This is a genomic window from Paraprevotella sp. (genome assembly GCF_986071375.1).
Window position 1 is genome coordinate 86,766 of the sequence record NZ_CFQRNQ010000001.1, and the last position, 20,477, is coordinate 107,242.

The 20,477-nt window shown below is 45.9% G+C and carries 13 protein-coding genes; 3 read left to right on the forward strand and 10 right to left on the reverse strand.

The genetic code is table 11. The annotated features are described in order from the left end of the window. Positions 1-14 precede the first annotated feature (14 nt). The 9 genes from AC5RDV_RS00335 to AC5RDV_RS00375 all read right to left on the reverse strand — a co-directional run bounded on the left by AC5RDV_RS00335 (position 15) and on the right by AC5RDV_RS00375 (position 15,151). On the reverse strand, positions 15-1,475 hold the full coding sequence (locus tag AC5RDV_RS00335) for a hypothetical protein (RefSeq protein WP_282747584.1): 1,461 nt from the start codon (positions 1,473-1,475) through the stop codon (positions 15-17). After that, positions 1,472-2,527 (reverse strand): hypothetical protein, encoded by a 1,056-nt coding sequence (locus tag AC5RDV_RS00340; RefSeq protein ID WP_282747582.1) that lies wholly within the window; start codon positions 2,525-2,527, stop codon positions 1,472-1,474. The genes AC5RDV_RS00335 and AC5RDV_RS00340 overlap by 4 nt, the downstream gene beginning before the upstream one ends. Then, the gene (locus tag AC5RDV_RS00345; protein WP_282747581.1) at positions 2,511-3,170 is read right to left on the reverse strand and encodes a bacteriocin fulvocin C-related protein; all 660 of its coding nucleotides are present in this window, start codon (positions 3,168-3,170) and stop codon (positions 2,511-2,513) included. The genes AC5RDV_RS00340 and AC5RDV_RS00345 overlap by 17 nt, the downstream gene beginning before the upstream one ends. Positions 3,171-3,187: 17 nt before the next feature. After that, the gene (locus AC5RDV_RS00350) at positions 3,188-4,747 is read right to left on the reverse strand and encodes an O-antigen ligase family protein (RefSeq protein WP_282747580.1); all 1,560 of its coding nucleotides are present in this window, start codon (positions 4,745-4,747) and stop codon (positions 3,188-3,190) included. 159 nt (positions 4,748-4,906) lie between these two features. Next, positions 4,907-7,612: a hypothetical protein gene (locus tag AC5RDV_RS00355; protein WP_282747578.1), complete on the reverse strand. Its 2,706-nt coding sequence runs from the start codon at positions 7,610-7,612 to the stop codon at positions 4,907-4,909. 87 nt (positions 7,613-7,699) lie between these two features. After that, complete coding sequence (locus AC5RDV_RS00360; RefSeq protein WP_337408296.1) at positions 7,700-8,398, reverse strand: hypothetical protein; 699 nt, start codon at positions 8,396-8,398, stop codon at positions 7,700-7,702. Positions 8,399-8,692: 294 nt separating this feature from the next. Further along, on the reverse strand, positions 8,693-11,608 hold the full coding sequence (locus AC5RDV_RS00365) for a hypothetical protein (protein WP_282747577.1): 2,916 nt from the start codon (positions 11,606-11,608) through the stop codon (positions 8,693-8,695). A 54-nt stretch (positions 11,609-11,662) separates the two neighbouring features. Next, positions 11,663-14,443, reverse strand: coding sequence for a hypothetical protein (locus AC5RDV_RS00370; RefSeq protein WP_282747575.1), 2,781 nt, complete (start codon positions 14,441-14,443; stop codon positions 11,663-11,665). Between the two features lie 57 nt (positions 14,444-14,500). Then, positions 14,501-15,151: a hypothetical protein gene (locus tag AC5RDV_RS00375; protein ID WP_282747573.1), complete on the reverse strand. Its 651-nt coding sequence runs from the start codon at positions 15,149-15,151 to the stop codon at positions 14,501-14,503. 605 nt (positions 15,152-15,756) lie between these two features. Here AC5RDV_RS00375 and gnd point away from each other — a divergent pair. Genes gnd through pgl form a run of 3 tightly spaced genes read left to right on the forward strand, consistent with a single transcriptional unit; the run spans position 15,757 to position 19,453 of the window. Then, entirely contained in the window at positions 15,757-17,193 is a 1,437-nt protein-coding gene (gnd, locus tag AC5RDV_RS00380; protein WP_130894037.1) for a decarboxylating NADP(+)-dependent phosphogluconate dehydrogenase, read from the forward strand. Between the two features lie 14 nt (positions 17,194-17,207). Then, on the forward strand, positions 17,208-18,725 hold the full coding sequence (gene zwf / locus AC5RDV_RS00385; RefSeq protein WP_282747570.1) for a glucose-6-phosphate dehydrogenase: 1,518 nt from the start codon (positions 17,208-17,210) through the stop codon (positions 18,723-18,725). Next, entirely contained in the window at positions 18,722-19,453 is a 732-nt protein-coding gene (pgl, locus tag AC5RDV_RS00390) for a 6-phosphogluconolactonase (RefSeq protein WP_008629745.1), read from the forward strand. Before zwf ends, pgl begins: the two co-directional genes overlap by 4 nt. Here pgl and AC5RDV_RS00395 read toward each other — a convergent pair. After that, complete coding sequence (locus AC5RDV_RS00395; protein WP_008629746.1) at positions 19,437-20,462, reverse strand: family 43 glycosylhydrolase; 1,026 nt, start codon at positions 20,460-20,462, stop codon at positions 19,437-19,439. The two genes, pgl and AC5RDV_RS00395, sit on opposite strands and share 17 nt — an antisense overlap. Between the last annotated feature and the right edge of the window lie 15 nt (positions 20,463-20,477).

Consider the following 20,477-nt stretch of genomic DNA (forward strand, 5'->3'; position numbering starts at 1 on the left):
TCATGTATTGAAGCCTAAGTTTTAGCCTCCATTTTGGCTTCAAGGCGTTTTCGCCGGCACGAAATGGTGCTATTGGCCAGGCTGCACATTGCAGCGATGTCTGACGTACGGATGCCTAAGCGGAAGAGGCAGCAATGAACTACATCATACATAGTTAAACTGGGCGTAATCTTTTGGAGGCCGCTTGCAAAGTTGTTGAAACAGTAGTCTATTTCTTTCAAGAATAAAATTTTCTTTTCATCTGTAGCAATTAAGTTTGTATATTCTTTTAGGGTGGGTTGGTGCGGATTGTCGGCTGTGGGTAGTTTCCGTCCTATTTCCATACTGTATAGAAGACGATTCCTAAGTTGCTGTTCGGTCGTTTCCCATTCTTTTTCTTTTTGTTGTATTTGGTCTTTAAGAGAGTTTAATTCTTCCATTTCCCGGGTTGCTTTTTCCATGTCTTCCTTTCTGTCTCCGAATAGTTTTTGCATTTCGTCAAGTTTTTGTGCGCGTCGTTCCAATTCCGCCATCCTTTCCTCTTTTTCTTTTAGTCGTGAGAGTAGCTTTTCAGAACTTTCCCGTTTTTCTTCCAAGATGTGGATGGTTTGTTCCTTTTGATTCAGGATGAGCCGGATGCGGTCGAGTTCATGCTTCCGGCGATGGTCTGCCATGGCATAGAGACTGCCTCCAAGCAGTAGGGTGAAAATGGTGAGAGATATGAATAACGTATTTTTTTGTTCGGCAGCGATGGCATCCCTTTCTGCTATCAGTTGTTTCTTCTCACGTTCCGAGGCATCGGTGAATTTTTGGAAACGTTGGCTCCAGTATTCGTTTTCATTTTCAATATACTGGGACAGATGGCTACGCTTGCCGGAATCTTGCATTTCATACAATGAAAGCAGTTTAAGGGCGGTAGTCCGGAGTTCCAATGAAGAACTTGCAGCCAGTTTCTCCAATTGTCCGAATACCGTATCCGAAACGGCTTGTCCCCCACTCAAAGCATGGGCGAAACTGGCCAATATCCTTTCGTTTTCCTGTCCGTTTGTCATCGTCTTTGGATATCGTTTTTTTGCGGCCATTTTCCAAGCGCGCATGGCGTAAGAGTAAGCCTCGTCGTAGTGTTGCCGTTCCAAGGAGATAAGGGTCAATTTGCGGCTTGCAATGTACTCAGCCGTATCGAGCCGGTACTTAGAGGCAGTTTGCAAGACGGTTTCAAAATCAGTCCGGGCATGGTCCAAGAAGTTCTTCTGTCTCCAGACTTCTCCTTGTCCGCACATGGCTTTCCACCAATAAGTCAGGCTGTCTTCGGGGTGGTATTGGCAGTTCAAGGCGGTCAACTGATAATAAAAGATTGCATCGTTTAGGTTACCTTCTTTGTGGAGCTTGACTGCTTCTTCGTAAGTCCTTTGCAGGTAAGAGGTAGCCTCCTTGCGGCAGTTGGTGAGGAGCAAGGATAAAATGATGATGGCGGATGTTTTGAAATAAATCTTCATGGCTGTAATTCATTTGACAGGAAGCGGATTGCCTGGGTTGTCGGGTCTGCTTCTCTTTTGTATATTAATGTGTCGTTCTTGAAAATGCAAATATAGTCTCCGTATGCGTTAGCTTTAAGCGGAGAACTCTTCAGTTTTTCCCTGCTAATGAAGTATAAGGGTACGGTCACATGCATGGTCTTATGTTCCCGTGAGAGAAGCTCGGCTTCGGTCGGCGTGTCGGCTACTCCCAAGATGAAAAAACTGACAGGGTGGTTATGGAACTGTAAGGCAATACCTTCAAACATTTTGGTTGTCCAAGGGTTAAGGCTATGAGCAATCATGCATACCTGATATCCTTGGGGGATATTCGTTTCGGATCCTTTTTCTTTGTCCGTCTCTGGCAGGATGAGGACTGCCTTCTCTTTTGTTTCTCCAGTAAATGTACCATATTGTAATTTGTTAAATACATAGGGATCTATATAGAACCCACCTACAAATATGTATATGCAGAGGACGTTAAATAGTATCACCCATTTCAATATATAAGTTTTAATGTGGCAAAACAATGTTGTGAACAACAACCCAATCGAATATACAATGTCTGTAGAGAAACTTCCTGCTATTGAATTTATAAAGTCATTCCAGTACATTCCTAAGTATAACATTAGAGCGACCTGTATAAACAACATACCGAGATATATGGTTCCCAGTATTTGCCATGCAGAAACTATGGTCAGAGAATAAGAATGCCATATAATAAAGAATGCACAGTAGAGGCCAGTGGTGATTACCACATAATAAGTATGTTCCAAATAAAGGAGAGGGGAAAAAACGGTAGTAAATATACCGTTAATAGTTATTGGCATTTGAAACACAAATGCCAGATTCCGTATTTTCTTGTTTCCAAATGATGCAAAAATCCCAATTAGAAACAGCGGTAGATATATCCACCAATCTCTCCAAAGAGTAATACCATGGCCTAGGCTCCCACTTAATATCAGTGGGGGGCATATCAGGCAAAATATGTAGGCCGATATATAAACGGCCTTTTGTTTAATGTTTTTTTCCATCGCACGGTTTTGCACTTGCGGGGCCGCATCCACGTTCCGTTCCTGTACACGCCTCCCCTCTACAGTTCTTATATTCTGTTTCTTTATTACAATTACAGTTCTCATCAGGGGCACTTTCTTTTCTACTCATAACCCTTTTCTTATGTACAATCTGAAAATGACCCTCTTTATCTGTCATTCGGTTTCCTGTATATAAAATACCATAGAGCAGCTCTTCAGTCCATTCATAATCAATCATAGCATCAACAGTCCAAGTTGCAATAAACTTATCGAAGTTTTCCTCTCGGATAGAATCTGCAAAAAAATCCGGTTCATAAATGTCCGGATGTTCTTCCAAATACCGGTACATTTTCATGAGATGTTGTCTTTCCGGTTCGCTCCATTCGAAAGAAGTCATGACTTCTTTCAGTTTGTCTTTCCAGAAGAGTAACTTTTGTTCGGGAGTGAGGGCGTTGAAAGCTGGACGTTTGTACTCTTCATCCAAATTCAGCCAAGCTTCACGGTTCATAGAACGAATGGATTGCAAGTTTTCGTGCGCCCATTCATTCAAATGTTTGTTGCAACTATACACCTCTTCGTTCTCTTTTTGGCAACTGCAAATCAGCAATGCTGACATAATCGTTATGAAAAATGCTTTTTTCATGAGTGTTTTTTTAATGGTTAATTAATCTGTTTGAATCGTTTTATTTTTGCGATGATTTGCCGCACTTCCGGAGAGTCCACTTTGATGGGCTTCCGAAGGATGGCTTCTGCCATGCGGTGCATGGATGCCGTGTCTCCTTGGGCTTCATATATCGTATAAAGCTCATAAAGGGGAGTGAAGCGGTTGGGGCACATGTACGAGGCCTGCTGCAAATGTCGTTCAGCTTCTTTGTAACGTCTTAACTGTTTACAGTTGTCTGCCTGAAGAAGCCGGGTGTAGTAATCGGACATCCGTGACGAGCTTGCCTTGCATAGACGCAGGCTCTCTTCATACCGGCCGGCTACGTTCAGTTCGGCGGCATAATTATATAAGAATAGCGGTTCGTTCCCCAATTTATCGTAAAGTCCCTCGTAGACGGGCAACATTTCTTTCGTCATGCCGCAGAGGGAGCGGTTGGCGGTGTCACACCATAGGATTTCTGCCCGCATACGTTTGAAAGCGAAAACAGAGAGTGTTGTGAAAAGGAAGGCTGTTACGAGGGAAAGTCGTCCCGTTATCCGTTGTAATGCCGGATGCCCGTTAAGTACCAAAACAAAGGCGGAACCCATACACAATATCCACGTGTGCGGATAGCGGAATGGGTAAGAGAACAAAGAAAAGACGGCAATGGCTGTCAAGCAGAGCAAAGCCGGTCTGGAACCTCCCCCGGGATGTTTCCGCCACATCTGGAACAGCATGACGGCACAGAGAAGCATGGCCGTACCACCGATAAATCCGAAATCGGTCAAAAAACCGAGATACTCGTTGAAAGGAGATTTCACATCGTCTGCCAACCGTGCATAACGGCTGTTGGGATGGGTACGGAAAAACTGTGCCTGTTCGTCCATGTAGTTTGCTTGAAAACCGCCATGACCGTATCCGTATAACGGGCGTTCTTTTATCATATTCCAAGTACACTGCCAGATGAGTAACCTTCCGTCTGCCGAATCTTTTTTATAATGATAAAGGAATACGGAAGAGACGGTGAACAGCATCACAAGTCCGAAAGTCAGGGCTTTGCCGATTTTAGGCCATTTCATCGGGAAATATAAAAGGAACACACATCCCATGGAAAGGATTCCTGCCCGTGATTCGGAAGCGGTGATGGCGCATGCTATGAAGAGGGTGCTTGCAAGGGCTGTATAGCGAAGGAGAATGCAGGGAGAGTGGGTATAGTGGAGGCTAAAGGGCAGTGAGAAAGCCAGTGCGGAAGCTATGCCGGCCGGGTTGTCGAAATTGCCGCATACCGGAAACGTGGACTGTGGCGTCCAAAGTCCACTCCATTGCAGAAGGCCATGGAAAGCCAATGCTGTGGCACAAAGCGAAATGGAGAGGAAAATATCGGTGAAATGGGGCTTTTTAGTAGTCGGTATGCTTCTGAAGTGGCTTATTCCGTACATCCAACACAAAAATGTCCCTCCAAAAAGGGCAAAATACCATTTAGGAGCTATTTCCGCATTAATGAATTGGTTGGAGACGCTCCAAAAAGTGCCTCCTAACCAAATGGAAAAGTATAAAACAGCTGACTTGCTCTTCATGGCTTCAATGTTTGAAGCAAATTTAGTAAATAAAGCCAAATGCACCTAATATTTGAGTTTGCATTTTGAGTTTTTGGGAAATTAGTATATGGCTGAATATGTGCGATTTATGATTTTTCTCTTCAAAAAAGAATTTGCATCGTATTTTGGGGGCGGGTTTTAGGGCTTATTAAGCTCCTTAGCCCCGTATGTCTTATCACTTTTCCATACGACAGGTTTCCCTTTCCCGGTGATGCCTTCCGCTTCCACGGAAATGACGGTCTGTTTACTGTTGTTGAAGAGGCGTACGGTGGCTTCCCCTTTTTCGTCGAACTTGACCTCCGGTATCCAAAGCAGTGTGCGCCGGTAGTCTTTAGTATCAGGCAGAGGTTTCCGGCTGTAATCGGGGCTGTAGAAATCCTCACAGACAGCATAGCCTTGCAAGCGGTATCGGCGGTCGCGACATGCCGGGAAGTATTGGCCGTCGGGGTAAAGGCGGTAGTCGATGATGACTTCCGGTTGGTTGCCTTGTTTGTATTTCCAGCTGCCCTGTTCCCGGGGTACGTAATCGGTATAGACATAGAATTTGTCCAACCAACTCAATAAACGGTATTTCCTGAGCGTCTGATAGCCTCCGATGTTGGGCTTTGGAAGTTCCACTTTGACGGGAGAGATGGCATGTTCGAGAGGCGCTTTTACTAAACGATACCAGTTTTTTGTTTTTTGAGTTTTCCCGTCATATCTTTTCTCGTAGTAGTATTGCCTGTGCATATTCATGTCTCCCACGAATAATGATGTCAATAGCCTGTACATGGTTTCCTCCTCTATGTGGTAAAATGGCCGGTCGACCAGTCCATAGTCAGCCAACAAGTTATAAGCCTCGTATGCGTCGATTACGATAGCCGGTTTGGTGGGGTCATAATGGCGTAGCCCGCCCCTTTGGGCCTGCACGGTGACGGCAGGCATATATCTGTGGGTGAAAGATGTGTGGACGACGCTGTCTTCTCCTTCAAAATATGGCATGTCTTTTTGGGGGACATCCTGATAATAATTGTATGGCTTGGCAAAGTGCGGGTAGAAAAGGTCCAATTTCACATAATAGTCCGGCCAAGCTTCCTCGTCGGTAAAGTCCTTTTGCCGGCTTCTGGTGATGTAGTCCGTTCCTTTGTCCTGTCTTGCGGCACTGAGGAAGAGCATGTATTCCCCGTAGATTCTTGGCGTTTGCATGTAAAAGGTTCCGTTTCTTGTCGGCTGTTTGAGTTCAATCGTTTTTCCGTTTTGTACAAACATGGCCCATACATTCACTTCCTTTCTGAGATTGCTGGCTTTTTTGAAATCCACATTCTGTCTTTCGGCGTGGTTGACACATCCGGCGATGGTCTGGAACTTTTCCGGCAGCCAGTCAGGAGTGAACGGTTCCACGTCGGCCATCTTTCTCCATTCGTATCTTCTCCAGCCCTGTACCATCATGAGCAGGTCGAGTGCCTGGCGGTGGATGCTGTCGTCGCTTTCGAAATAAAATCCCGGGTTTTCCACGAATCCCCTGACTTCGCTGGCGAGCAGCATTTCCGTGAGCATGGTTCCGTTGTCGTATGTGGGTTCTTCCGTAGCCCGGTCACGTATGGAGAGCGACACGCTTCGTCCTTGTTTGTTCGTGTCCGTAAGTTTCAGGCACAAGGTGATGGGGGCGAAAGGCTCATACTGTTTTTCCATTCCGGAGATGTTTATTTGTGGCTTGTCATAGTCGTGGAGGTTCACGAAGAATAGCCGGTCCGCATAGATTCTTCCCTCTCCGTCGAATATGGTGAGCTGGTTTACTCCGGTGGAAAGTGTCCGGAGTGGGATTTTTACGGTATCGTATTCTCCTTTAATGTTTTTCTTTAATGGGAGGTAGAACTTGGAGACTCCTTGGTGCATGACGTGCAGTGCGATTTCCCGTTCTATTCCTACGGCTTGTATGGAGGCTTCGGCTGTGGAGTCGGTTTGTGTGACAGACAGGGCGCAGCCGTTTTTTTCCACTTCTGGCAGTTTTTTGGAGAAATTCACTCCCTTTAATGTGAATGTGGCCTTGTATTTTCCTTCGGGAGATATGTTTTTCAGGATGAATGAAGCCCTTCCTCTCTTGTCGGTTTTGCATTCGCTGACTTTCTCCCCGTTTGGGGCTATGATGGTGATGTCAATGTGTTCCAGATGTTTGCCATCTTCGTCATTCAGTTCCAAGGCAACCCGCTCGGTTGTATTTTGCACAAGGTGCCCTCCCTCCGGATAAAAGCGTAGGACAGCGGTCGGTTTCAGCTTCCGTGCCTTGTAATATCTTCTCATGGGTCTTAGGGTCATTTTTTTTGTGTAACGCCCTTTTTCTTTGGGCTTGTTATAGACGGGGAACACCCGGGAATATAGCTTTTCATAATCCCTTACATAGTCATCTTTCATTTTACGGCTATAAAAGCCATGGCCTTTACGTGAAATGTGAGGGTATTCACATTGTCCGAAGTTGAGCATCCAACGGGTGTATGCTCGCAACTCGTAATATCCGGCATAGAGTGAGTCCGTCAGTACGAAAGCTCCGTTTGCTGTTCCTCCTTTCATTTCGAGTTGTTGCCTCTCGACGAGATATCCATCAGGGGTGAGCAGTTCCACGTAGAGGATTTTGCTCAGGTCTGTGAGTGTTCCTTTGTCGCTCCGTGTGACATATCCTTTATACCAGACTGTGTCTCCTAAGAAATAGCAGGTATTATCGAGGTGGAGGTATACCTTTTCCTGTGGTAATCCGATGCCGAATCCCTGCACTTTACAGTAAAGGGAATCGGTGTTGGCCTTTGTTGTTTTACTTAAGATAAATATGCAAAGTAAAACAAATAAAATTTTGTATGGAATATTGCTCATTATATCTTCTTTAAAATCAGAATAAGACTGTTTGTTCCCTTCTCTTGATGAAGAAAAGAACAAACAGTCTCATTCTGATTATGATACTTATATTGCTGTACTTGTATCCACTGTGACATTATCTGACGCTAATTCTATTTTGATTTCTTCTCCAAATTGAGTCCTTTTTATTTCATATTTAGTAACATTACATGAATACGAAACTCCTATTCTGGTTTTGCTAATCCACCTTGTACTAGTGGTTTCACCGCTTTTTCCATAACTAGTATCGTATGTGTCGTATGGTAATTTTAAGCTACCATAAACACTTACGGTTGGATCTTTATTTGGGTCATTTTTGTCTTTTGTAACCGTTACTTTTAGTGTGAGCCACAAACTGGTACCTACAGCAGCCACAAATTGACTAAGGTCAATGCCGTCAGTGGACATTTCTGGAGCACGTTTAAGAATTCTTGTTCTTGGCATTTGCTTTGTCTTATAAATTTTGGAAGTAGCAGTAGAATCTACCACCTCCAATGGTTGAGCAACAACTTGTTTGATTACGGCAAATTCAATAAAAGTTTGTTCCATTTCTTTCATGGAAGGTAAAGGGAACTGGGAACTTGTGATGAATTTTATATTCGGCACTCCGTACTTTTCCGCCATGGCGCGAAGCGTGGCGATTTCTTCTGCCGAATAACGGTAGGTGGCTTGTCCGTTTTCCATTTCGTCTTGGGTGCAACTCCAAATGATAAGTCCACCCAATGCCACGGCAATCATGGCAATGAAAACTTTTACTTTATTCATGATGATTTGATTTAATAGATTAACACGAAAGCTTTGTTACTACTCTTTATTTGAAGCCGACAACATCCCGTTTTCGTAGCCTCCTTGTTGCCGTTTAACCCATTGGCGTTTGTTTTTAAATATTCGACATTATTTTGATTCTCATACCGCAAAGTTAAGCATGCTTTTGGGTAGTTTCCAAATATTTTAGTTTGCATTTTGAGGTTTTGGAAAGTTGGTATCTAATTGAATATGTGTGATTTATGGTTTTTTCTCTTCAAAAAAGAATTTGCATTGTGTTTTGGAGGGTTGGTTTTAGGGCTTATTAAGCTCCTTAGTCCCGTATGTCTTATCACTTGTCCATACGATAGGTTTTCCTTTCCCGGTGATGCCTTCCACCTCCACGGAAATGACGGTCTGCTTGCTGTTGTTGAAGAGGCGTATGGTGGCTTCCCCTTTCTCGTCGAACTTTATATCCGGCATCCAAAGCAGCGTGCACCGGTAGTCTTTGGTGTCAGGCAGGGGCTTGCGGCTGTAATCAGGGCTGTAGAAGTCTTCGCAGACGGCATAGCCTCGCAGGATGTAATGCCGGTCGCGGTAAGTCCTTTGATACTCGTCGTTGGGGAAGAGGCGGTAGTCGATGATGACTTCGGGTTGATTGTCTTGTGCATACTTCCAACTGCCTTGTTCGCGAGGGGCATAATCTGTGTAGATATAGATTTTGTCAAGGTAACGGAGTAGGCGGTACTTCTTGAGCTTTTGTTTGGAAATACTGAAATTGGAGCCTATTGGGGGTGGAATTTTTTCGTCATGCTCCGGTTCTTCATATTTATCAGAAAGGAGAAATCCCGGTTTATTGGAACTGGCGACGGCGTAGTCTTCTTGACTGTTGAAGTCTTGGTCATTCCTGATATTTTCATTTGGATTCATTTTTAATGGGATTCCGTCGAACCATTCTTTGATAGAGTACCGTCTGTCTTGTCCCATGTCATTCACAAAACTAAAAGCGATTTGTTGTGAGAAAGTTCTCCAATCATGTTTTCCTCCGTTCAATCCATAGTCGGTTATGAGGTTGAAAGCTTTATAAGCATCTATGATTATGGCAGGTTTGCTGTTGTTGAATCGTCGTAATCCATTTCGTTTGTTGTGAATGGTTACAGCGGGAAGTTTAAGGTCGTTGAATACGCCAGAAACGGGGTGTAAGCTGTCAGGATAGTTCGTTTCATATTCTTTGTCTTGGTAAAATGTGTACGGTTTAGGGAAATTGGGATAGAAATGGTTGAGTTTTACGTAAAAATCAGGATATTCTGTTTCATCCATGAATCCCTTTCTTTGTTTTTTTATGGCATCCCTTACCGGGTCTTTGGCATCAGAAGCCATGAGATTTAATACGCAATCTTCATAAAATTTTGGGGTAACCATGTAGAATGTCCTTTGTTGGGTCTTCTGCATTAGTTCAAGCGTGCTTTCTCCTTGGAGGAAAGAAGCTATGACATGTACTTCCTTCTTCATTTTTGAGATGGATGGAGCGTACAAGTCCTGTAGTGTTTTACCTTTGAATTTAGAGGCGCATATTTCTGTGGTATAGAAATCAATGGGTTTAACTTCTTCTTTTGGATTGTCATGTGCATCTTTTCTCATTAATGAGGTTATCCATGCTTTTTCTCCGAAATCATTGTCTTTATATAATGAATAGGTATGATTCACCTGTCCTTCTATAGTCTGTGACTTTTCGGGCAGGAACCGTAATGAAAAGGCTTCAATTCCCGCCATTTCTTTCCATTCGTATCTTCTCCATCCCTGCACCATCAGCAGCAGGTCCAAGTCCCTGCGGTGCATGCTGTCGTCGGTTTCGAAATAATATCCGGGATTCTCGACGAACCCTTTGATTTCGCTAGCGAGCAACATTTCCGTGAGCATGGTCCCGTTGTCGTAGGTCAGTTCTTCCGTGGCCCTGTCCCTGACGGCAAGTGACACAGATACGGCCGTGTCCTGTATGCCTTGTAGTTTCAGGTTTAGTGTGACGGGTGCGAACGGCTCGTATTGTGGTTCTATTCCATGGATGTCGATCCTTGCAGAATCGTAGTCGTGGCGGTTGACGAAACACAGCCTGTCGGCATATATTTTCCCCTTCCCGTCGAATACAGTGATTTGGTTCACTCCCGTGCGTAGTTCGTTCAGAGGGATGGTTACGTTCGTCTTTCGTTTGTCTCCGAAGCCGATGTGCTGCAAGGTTTGGGGTATCCCTTGTGCCATGACCTGTAGGGCCAGTCCTTCCGGGAAGTCCGTCAACCCTTCGCTTCTTTGCAGTTCAATTCTTAGCAGGGTGTCCTGCCTAACCTGCAAGGCGATGCCTTCTTCCTCCACTTTGGGGAGTTTCACTTCGTAGCCGTATCCCTTGTATTGGAAAACGGCCTTGTATTCTTCTTCTGATACGATGTCGTGCAGTAGGAATGTGCATCTTCCCCTGTTTCCGGTCCGGGTTCCGGTTATCTTTCTCCCTTGTGGGCCGAGTATGTCGATTTCCACTTTTTCCAGATGTTCTCCCTCTTCCGTATTGAGTTCCAGGGCAACGTTGCAGTCCGTTCCGGTGACGAGGTTTCCTCCTTCGGGATAGAACCTCAGTTCGAGTTCCGGTTTTCCTTTCCGTGCCTTGAAGTACCTCCTTAAAGGACGTAGGGTCATGTCTTTGGTGTAATGTCCCGTTTCTTTGGGCTTGTCGTAGACGGGAAACACCCTTGAATAGAGTTTTTCATAATCCCGGAAGAAGTCCTTGGCCATTTCCTTGTTATAGAAAGCGTCCTCGCTCCATTGGGCATGCTGATGTTCGTATTGTCCGAAGTTGAGCATCCAACGGGTGTATGCCCGTAGTTCGTAATATCCGGCATAGAGTGAATCCGTCAGCGTGAAAGCTCCGTTGGCTGTTCCATTCGGCATTTCGAGTTGCTGCCTTTCGACGAGGAATCCATCCGGTGTGAGCAGTTCCACGTAGAGGATTTTGCTCAAGTCGGTCAGTGTTCCTTTGTCGCTCCGTGTGACATATCCTTTGTACCAAATCGTATCGCCCGTGAAGTAGCAGGTATTGTCAAGGTGGAGATATACCTTTTCCTGTGGCAGCCCGATGCCGAACCCTTGTACTTTACGGTAAAGGGAATCGGTTTCTGGGCTTGCCGATGCGTAGAAGCTTACGGTCAAGCTTATGGCGAGTAAGATAAAAATGCCCTTTTTCATACCTCTGTTTTTTTATTATTACGTTTAAGTAACCTTTAAGCCACAATTATTCTGTTATTTTTTATAAACGATAGGTTTTCCTTTCCCGGTGATGCCTTCCGTTTCCACAGAAATGACGGTCTGTTTGCTGTTGTTGAAGAGCCGTACGGTAGCTTCCCCTTTTTCGTCGAACTTGACTTCCGGAATCCAGAGTAGTGTACGCCGGTAGTCTTTGGTGTCAGGCAGAGGTTTCCGGCTGTAATCGGGGCTGTAGAAATCCTCGCAGACGGCATAGCCTCGCAGGACGTAATGCCGGTCGCGGTAAGTCCTTTGGTATCCGTCGTTGGGGAAGAGGCGATAGTCGATGATGACTTCGGGCTGGTTGTCTTGTGCATATTTCCAACTGCCTTGTTCGCGAGGGGCATAATCGGTGTAGATATAGATTTTGTCAAGGTAACGGAGCAGGCGGTATTTTTTCATAATCCCTTTCGAGTTACTGAAATCGGGTGCAGTAGGAACTTCTATCTGCACGTCCCATTTGTGCTTGTTGAGTGCTTTCCGGTAGTCTGTTCCTTGGCTGATTTTCAGGTTCAGCGGTTTGCCATCGTACTGTTCCTGGATGAAATACCGCCTGTCAAGTCCCATGTCGCCGACCGTGGCAAAAACCAGTTGGCGTGAAAAGGTGCGCCAGTCATGTTTTCCTCCGTTCAGTCCGTAGTCCGAGATGAGGTTGAATGCTTCATAAGCATCCATTACGACAGCCGGTTTGTCCAGGTCCAATTTTCTCATCCCGTTTCTTTTGTTGCTTATGTTTATGGCTGGGAGATGGCGGTTGAAAAAAGAACTGCTGTCTTGTGGGATATAACCGGAGTCTGTCTTGTTGAAGACAAGGTCTTGGTAATATCCGTAAGGATGGGGGAACTTGGGATAGAATAGGTCTAACTTGACATAATAATTGGGATATTGTTCTTCATCGTCATATCCTTTTTTATATAGTTCCGTAAAACCGGCAGCTTTTCCTCCTTTTGTCGTCCCAATAAGGTCTACGATACATGCTTCATAAAATTTAGGGGTAATCATGTAGAAATGCCCATTGGTCGTTTTCTGCGTTAAGTTGAGCGATTGGTTTCCTTGTGCAAAGGAAGCAAATATGTTCACCTCCTTGTCCAACTTCTTAATCAGCGACCCGTATAAATCTTGCAAATCTTTGTTGCGATATGTCCAAGCACATTTTTCTGTGGTGTAGAAATCTATGGATGACGTAGGATTGAGCGCGGTAATCCATGCTTCTTCTCCAAGGTCATTGTCTTTATATAATGAATAGGTATGGTTTACCTGGCCTTTTATAGTCTGTGACTTTTCGGGCAGGAAGCGTAATGGAAAGGCTTCAATCCCTGCCATCTCTTTCCATTCGTACCTTCTCCATCCCTGCACCATCAACAGCAGGTCCAAGTCCCTGCGGTGCATGCTGTCGTCAGCTTCGAAATAATATCCGGGATTCTCGACGAACCCTTTGATTTCGCTGGCGAGCAACATTTCCGTGAGCATGGTCCCGTTGTCGTAGGTCAGTTCTTCCGTGGCCATGTCCCTGACGGCAAGTGACACGGATGCGGCCGTGTCCTGTATGTCTTTTAGTTTCAGGTTTAGCGTGACGGGTGCGAATGGCTCATATTGTGATTCAATTCCATGGATGTCAATCCTTGCAGAATCGTAGTCGTGGCGATTGACGAAACATAGCCGGTCGGCATAGATTTTCCCTTTCCCGTCGAATACAGTGATTTGGTTCACCCCCGTGCGTAGTTCGTTCAACGGGATGGTTACGTTCGTTTTTCGTTTGTCTCCGAAGTCGATGTGCTGCAAGGTTTGGGGTACTCCTTGTGCCATGACCTGCAGGGCCAGTCCTTCCGGGAAGTCCGTCAATCCTTCGCTTCTTTGCAGTTCTATTCTTAGCAGGGTGTCCTGTCTAACTTGCAAGGCGATGCCTTCTTCCTCCACTTCAGGGAGTTTCACTTCATAGTCATGGCCCTTGTATTGGAAAACGGCCTTGTACTCTTCTTGGGTCCCAACGTTGTTTAGTAGGAATGTGCATCTTCCCCTGTTTCCGGTTCTTGTTTGTGCGGTTTTGGAACCCTGCGACCCGAGTATGTCGATTTCCACGTTTTCCAGATGTTCCCCCTCTTCCGTATTGAGTTCCAGGGCAACGTTGCAGTCCGTCCCGGCGATGAGGTTTCCTCCTTCAGGATAGAACTTCAGTTCGAGTTCCGGTTTCCCTTTCCTTGCCTTGAAGTATCTCCTTAAAGGACGTAGTGTCATGTCTTTGGTGTAAAGCCCCGGTTCTTTCGGCTTGTCGTAGACGGGAAACACCCTTGAATAGAGTTTTTCATAGTCCCGGAAGAAATCCTTGGCCATTTCCTTGTTATAGAAAGCGTCCTCGCTCCATTGGGCATGCGGATGTTCGTATTGTCCGAAGTTGAGCATCCAGCGGGTGTATGCCCTCAACTCATAGTATCCTGCATAGAGAGAGTCCGTCAGTACGAAAGCCCCGTTAGCCGTTCCATTCGGCATTTCGAGTTGTTGCCTTTCGACGAGGAATCCGTCCGGTGTGAGCAGTTCCACGTAGAGGATTTTGCTCAAGTCGGTCAGTGTTCCTTTGTCGCTGCGTGTGACGTATCCTTTGTACCAAATCGTATCGCCCACGAAGTAGCAGGTATTGTCGAGATGGAGATATACCTTTTCCTGTGGCAACGATACGCCGAAATCCAATGTACTACGGTATAGTGTATCTGTACTATGGATATTGGCGTTAATAAGAATACATTGAAGCCATAGGATTATGTGTGACCAAAATTTAATCATATATGATTGGTTAGGAATATGGGGATATGCTGTAAGTCACATCCCTATAAGTTAAATTTAACGGTATGGTCTAAAACCTGGATGGAACCATTCAGATGTTGTGAGTACGTATGTAACAGAACTATGATGCATGATTTCACATTCAAATGTTGCGTAAATTTCTGTACCTCGTATGGAACAATAAGAATTAGAGGCTCCTACATGGAATCCTTGTCGTATCATTTCAGGTGATAGCTCTAAAGAAGCATTTACACTGACTGTCGGTGCTTGATAACTGCCGTTATATACACTCTGGGTCCAGTTTATTTTCCATGTCAACGTTCCATATGCGATTTGGGTTGTTTCTTTAAATGATTCCGACAAACTTTTTATGCGTTTGAAAGGAAGATTTGAATTTTTATATATGACCTCGTTTGCAGTTGAGTCTGTCATCACAATGGAAGTTGAAACATTTGCTTTTAGTAGTGCTAACATTTTAAAGATGTTTTGCATCTTTTCTACAGATGGAAGCTTTTGGTTGGATTTTGTAGGAAAGGCAACTTCCGGCACTCCGTACTTTTCCGCCATGGCGCGAAGCGTGGCGATTTCTTCTGCCGAGTAACGGTAGGTGGCTTGTTCGTTTTCCATTTCGTCTTGGGTGCAACTCCAAATGATAAGTCCACCCAATGCCACGGCAATCATGGCAATGAAAACTTTTACTTTATTCATGATGATTTGATTTAATAGATTAACACGAAAGCTTTGTTACTACTCTTTATTTGAAGCCGACAACATCCCGTTTTCGTAGCCTCCTTGTTGCCGTTTAACCCATTGGCGTTTGTTTTTAAATATTCGACATTATTTTGATTCTCATACCGCAAAGTTAAGCATGCTTTTGGGTAGTTTCCAAATATTTTAGTTTGCATTTTGAGGTTTTGGAAAGTTAGTATATAATTGAATATGTGTAATTTATGATTTTTCTCTTCAAAAAAGAATTTGCATTGTGTATTGGTGCCTAAGTTTGTGCCTCCATTTTGGTTTCAAAGCTCCTGAACGAGCTGCTGCAATCTGGAGACAAAATTGTGAAACTGTAATCCGTTGCTTTCAGGAACTGCTTTTGCTATCTCACATCGGATGTCATCTTCGTGTAGTATTTGGTTTGTGGGGCATGTGGGGGTGTCGCCCGAAGGGATTTTCCGTCCGACTTCCATGTCATGGAGATGAAGGTTTCTGATAAAGTTGTTAAGTTAGACGAATTATTTCCGTAAACATTTGGATTTACCTGCTTCTTTTCTGACCTTTGGAAAAGAATAAACGATAAAAAGATAGAACTTATGGAGCAGTTGTCGGATGTAGGCTTGATTGGGCTGGGCGTTATGGGAGAAAACCTTGCGCTGAATATGGAAAGAAACGGGCGTAGGGTCTCGGTGTGGAACCGGACTGTGCCCGGCGTGGAAGAAGGTGTTGCGGAACGTTTTGTGGAAGGACGTGCTGCCGGAAAGCAAATTCTGGGCTTTTCGGACTTGTCAGAGTTTGTGGCATCTTTGAACCGACCGAGAATTATTATGATGATGGTGCGGGCAGGTAATGCAGTGGACGAACTTATCGACCAAGTGAGTCCTTTTCTGGCAGAGGGGGACGTTTTGATAGACGGAGGTAATTCGGATTATGTGGATACTGGACGGCGGGTAGCTGCTTGCCGCGCTCATGGATTGCTGTTTGTCGGGGCAGGAGTTTCCGGCGGGGCAGAGGGAGCCCTTCGGGGGGCTTCCATCATGCCGGGCGGAGCGAAAGAGGCTTGGCCGTTGATTCGCCCTCTTTTACAAGATATGGCTGCAAAGGCAGCCGACGGAACCCCTTGTTGTGACTGGGTGGGGCCGGACGGAGCCGGACATTTTGTTAAAATGGTGCATAATGGCATAGAGTACGGTGACATGCAACTGATTGCCGAAACCTATTTCCTGTTGAAACGGGCCGGTGGAATGGACAATGAACGGATGAGTCGCTTGTTCGGTCGTTGGAACGAAGGCCGCTTAAAAAGTTATTTAGTGGAAATAACATCCGAAATCTTGGCTTATAAAGAAGCTGACGGTGGGTATTTGGTGGATCGTATTCTGGACGTGGCCGGGCAGAAAGGTACGGGACAATGGTCGGTGAAGAACGCGCTCGAATTGGGAGAATCGTTCGGATTGATAGCGGAAGCTGTTTTCCAACGTAATATCTCTACGCAGAAGGAACTGCGTGTGGAGGCGGCACGTGTATATGCTTCCCGGTTGGAGGAAGAACCGTATGCTTCATTCTCGGCTGATGAAGTAGAACAGACTTTGTTTGCCTCCAAGTTAGTGGCTTATGCTCAAGGGTTTGATTTGCTGTCGAGAGCTTCTGAACAGTTTGGGTGGAATCTGGATTTGGCCATGATAGCCCGAATGTGGCGGGGAGGCTGTATCATTCGGTCGGCTTTTCTGGACGAACTTGCCCGGGCTTACGAGGCAGGGGGAGGACGAGGGAATCTGATGTTGTTCCCAACCTTCTCCACGCAAGTCAGGGAGGCTTTGCCTGCATGGCGTAGAGTGGTGGCTACGGCTGTATGTGAAGGGGTGGCTGTACCGGCATTTGCCTCTGCGCTCAATTATTTCCATTCTTTGACTACGGACTTTTTACCTGCCAATTTGATTCAGGCGCAACGTGATTATTTCGGTGCGCATACTTTTGAGCGGACGGATGGTGAAAGGGGAAAGTTTTATCATGAAGAATGGGTCTCACTACAATAAAATAAGGAGGAAATATGAACAAACCGGATGCTTTGACTCTTGTGATATTTGGCGCGTCGGGAGACCTGACAAGGCGTAAACTGATGCCGGCACTTTACCTTTTATATAAAGCGGGACGGTTGCCCCGCCGTTTTGCTGTGTTGGGGATGGCGCGTACGTCTTATGATGATGACCGTTTCCGTACATCTATACGTGAGGGGTTGCTTTCTTTCGTACGACCGGACGAGGTGGACGAAAAAGCAATCCATGCATTTTTGTCCTGCTTGCATTATCTTTCAGCCGATCCTTCGAAGCCGGAAGCTTATGCGGAATTGAGGATACGCTTGGAGGAGATAGATCGGACAATAGATAATCCTCATAATTATTTGTATTACTTGGCTACTCCGCCGTTGCTTTACGGCGTGATTCCCCGCCATTTGAAGGCGGAGGGATTGAATCGGGATGGCGATGGTTTCAGGCGTATCGTCGTGGAGAAACCTTTCGGTTATGACTTGTCGTCGGCGTTGGAACTGAACCGTATTTATTTGGATGCCTTTCGGGAAGAGCAGATCTATCGCATCGATCATTTTTTGGGGAAAGAGACGGTGCAGAATATACTGGCTCTCCGTTTTGCCAACAGTGTCTTCGAGCCTTTATGGAACCGGAATTATATAGATTACGTAGAGATTACGGCCGTGGAGAATATGGGAATCGGGACGCGGGGAGGTTTCTATGACGGAGTAGGGACCTTACGCGACATGGTGCAGAACCATTTGGCACAGTTGTTGGCTGTGACAGCCATGGAGCCTCCTGCTGCCTTTGATGCTTCGGGATTCCGGAATGAGGTGGTGAAAGTCTACCAGTCCTTGACGCCATTGACTGGAGAAGACATCCGTCATTCGGTGGTGCGTGGGCAATATATGGCTTCTGAAGGCCGTAAGGGATATAGGGAGGAAGAGCAAGTGCCAACTTTGTCTCGGACGGAAACTTATTTGGCTATGCGGTTGGAGTTGAACAACTGGCGGTGGGGCGGCGTACCTTTTTATATCCGCACGGGTAAACAGATGCCTACAAAAGTGAGTGAGATTGTGATACACTTCAAGCCGGCACCTTATTCCTTGTTCCATTGCGAAGGAGGTACTTGTCCGGTACCCAATCGTTTGGTGATACGTATACAACCTAATGAAGGGATTGTATTGCGTATCGGTATGAAAAAGCCGGGTGAAGGCTTCGAAGTACTCCCGATGGATATGGACTTCAGTTATGCCGAATTAGGTCGCCTGCCTACGGAGGATGCTTATGCACGCTTAATAGAGGATTGTATTGCGGGCGACCCTACGTTGTTTATCCGTAGCGATGCCGTAGAAAGCGGATGGCGTTTTTTCGATCCGATACTGAAATATTGGCAGGATGTGCCGGAATGCCCGCTTTACGGTTATCCGGCAGGCTCGTGGGGGCCGTTGGAGGCAGATAGCCTGATGGCTCGTCATGGAGCGTCGTGGACCAATCCGTGTAAGAATTTGACGAATACTCATTTATATTGTGAGCTATGAACATACATGTAGCGGATAATGCCCGTGAAGCGGCAAGAATGTTGCTTCGGAATATGCTAGCTGCCATTAGGCAACCTTCCGGGGCAGGGGGTGAAGGCGACATGGTCAATGTTGCCTTCTCAGGAGGCAGTACACCGGCTGTCTTGTTTGATGTGTGGGTAGAGGAGTTCGCTGAATTGACGCCTTGGAATCGTTTCCGAGTGTATTGGGTGGATGAACGTTGTGTTTCTTCTGGGAACAAAGACAGCAATTACCGGTTGGCTAAGATACATTTGTTGGATAAGGTTCCATTAACTTCGGAACAGGTTTTCCGGATACGCGGAGGGCAAGAGGATGCGGAAAGAGAAGCTTTGCGCTATTCTTCGATGGTGTTGTCGCAATTACCATTGGACGGGCGCATACCTGTGTTTGATTTTGTGTTATTAGGTATTGGAGCAGATGGGCATACCTCCTCTGTCTTTCCCGGACAGGAAAAGTTGCTTCATACTTTGGCGCCTTATGTACTTAGCACTCATCCCGTCACCGGCCAACGTCGCATTGCTATGACCGGTGAAGTCATGGTTCGTGCCCGTCATACATGGTTTTATGTCACAGGGCAGGATAAAGCCGACGTTATACAGTCTTTATCCTGCCCTGAAGTGCGCAACCGTTATCCGGCTGCTTATGTGTGGCAATCCGCGCTTCATGCGGAATTGTTTACCGATATTCAGGTCATTTCACCCGTTTGATTCCTTCGTGTGTAGGAATGACCGGTTTGATGGTGCCGTCTTCGTTGAATTCCATTTTGTCGATACATACTTCGCGGTGTACGCCCGGCTGATGTTTGATATAATTCTTATTGATGCGGTGATATACGATGTACCATTCGTCTTTACCGGGAATCTGTAGGACGGCGTTATGTGCCGGGCCATAGATTTCCTGTTCGGGACGTTGGATGAGGATAACTGGATTTTTGGCTACTTCAATCGGTCCGAGCGGAGATTTGGCTGTACCATAGGCTACGTGATAGTTGGGAGAACCTGTGTCGTCCACGCTCCACAAGAAATAGTAAGTGCCTTTGCGGTAGAACACGTAAGGAGCTTCTCGGAAGGCATAATCTTGCAGCGTACCGCCTTGTGGGGTCATGAGTGTTTCCGTTTCCGGTTTGATGCTCATCATGTCCTCGTTCAGTTCCGCACCGGCCATGTAGCCGTTGCCCCAGTAAAGATAGCTTTTTCCGCTTACGGGGTCTTCAAACACATCCACGTCTATCTGCTGCCCGTGTTTCTGACCTTCAGGCCGACGGTCTATGATAGGATGTCCGGCATCGGTGAACGGTCCGCAAGGATGGTCTGCGGTAGCTACTCCGATGGCTTTCCCGTTGGGCGTGTTGCCGCTGAAATAGAAGAAATATTTGTATTTCCCGTCCATTTTCTTTTCGATGATGCACGGTGCCCACGCATTACCGTCGGACCACTTCACTTGGTCGGTACCCAAGTCGAGCATGATACCCTCGTGGCGCCAGTCGGTCAAATCTTTGGAACTGAAGACCGTGAAATAGTATCCGCCCCATCCCGGAGTTCCGTCGGTAGTGGAATAGATGTAGTACTTGTTGGTTTGTTTCGCATACAGGATTTCAGGATCGGCATGAAATTCCGGGAGTACGGGGTTTCCTGTCTTGGCCCTTTGAGCCGAAAGATGTGCCGGGATGCCTAGCAAACCGGCCATGGCGAGAATGGTTAATGTTTTTTTCATCATGTTTATATTAAAATT

Bases quoted from the DNA above. Each gene is read 5' to 3' on its own strand.
- pgl (WP_008629745.1), top strand. From the start codon at position 18,722: ATGAACATACATGTAGCGGATAATGCCCGTGAAGCGGCAAGAATGTTG.
- AC5RDV_RS00365 (WP_282747577.1), bottom strand. From the start codon at position 11,608: ATGAAAAAGGGCATTTTTATCTTACTCGCCATAAGCTTGACCGTAAGC.
- gnd (WP_130894037.1), top strand. From the start codon at position 15,757: ATGGAGCAGTTGTCGGATGTAGGCTTGATTGGGCTGGGCGTTATGGGA.
- zwf (WP_282747570.1), top strand. From the start codon at position 17,208: ATGAACAAACCGGATGCTTTGACTCTTGTGATATTTGGCGCGTCGGGA.
- AC5RDV_RS00350 (WP_282747580.1), bottom strand. From the start codon at position 4,747: ATGAAGAGCAAGTCAGCTGTTTTATACTTTTCCATTTGGTTAGGAGGC.
- AC5RDV_RS00340 (WP_282747582.1), bottom strand. From the start codon at position 2,527: ATGGAAAAAAACATTAAACAAAAGGCCGTTTATATATCGGCCTACATA.
- AC5RDV_RS00375 (WP_282747573.1), bottom strand. From the start codon at position 15,151: ATGAATAAAGTAAAAGTTTTCATTGCCATGATTGCCGTGGCATTGGGT.
- AC5RDV_RS00335 (WP_282747584.1), bottom strand. From the start codon at position 1,475: ATGAAGATTTATTTCAAAACATCCGCCATCATCATTTTATCCTTGCTC.
- AC5RDV_RS00355 (WP_282747578.1), bottom strand. From the start codon at position 7,612: ATGAGCAATATTCCATACAAAATTTTATTTGTTTTACTTTGCATATTT.
- AC5RDV_RS00345 (WP_282747581.1), bottom strand. From the start codon at position 3,170: ATGAAAAAAGCATTTTTCATAACGATTATGTCAGCATTGCTGATTTGC.
- AC5RDV_RS00395 (WP_008629746.1), bottom strand. From the start codon at position 20,462: ATGATGAAAAAAACATTAACCATTCTCGCCATGGCCGGTTTGCTAGGC.
- AC5RDV_RS00370 (WP_282747575.1), bottom strand. From the start codon at position 14,443: ATGATTAAATTTTGGTCACACATAATCCTATGGCTTCAATGTATTCTT.
- AC5RDV_RS00360 (WP_337408296.1), bottom strand. From the start codon at position 8,398: ATGAATAAAGTAAAAGTTTTCATTGCCATGATTGCCGTGGCATTGGGT.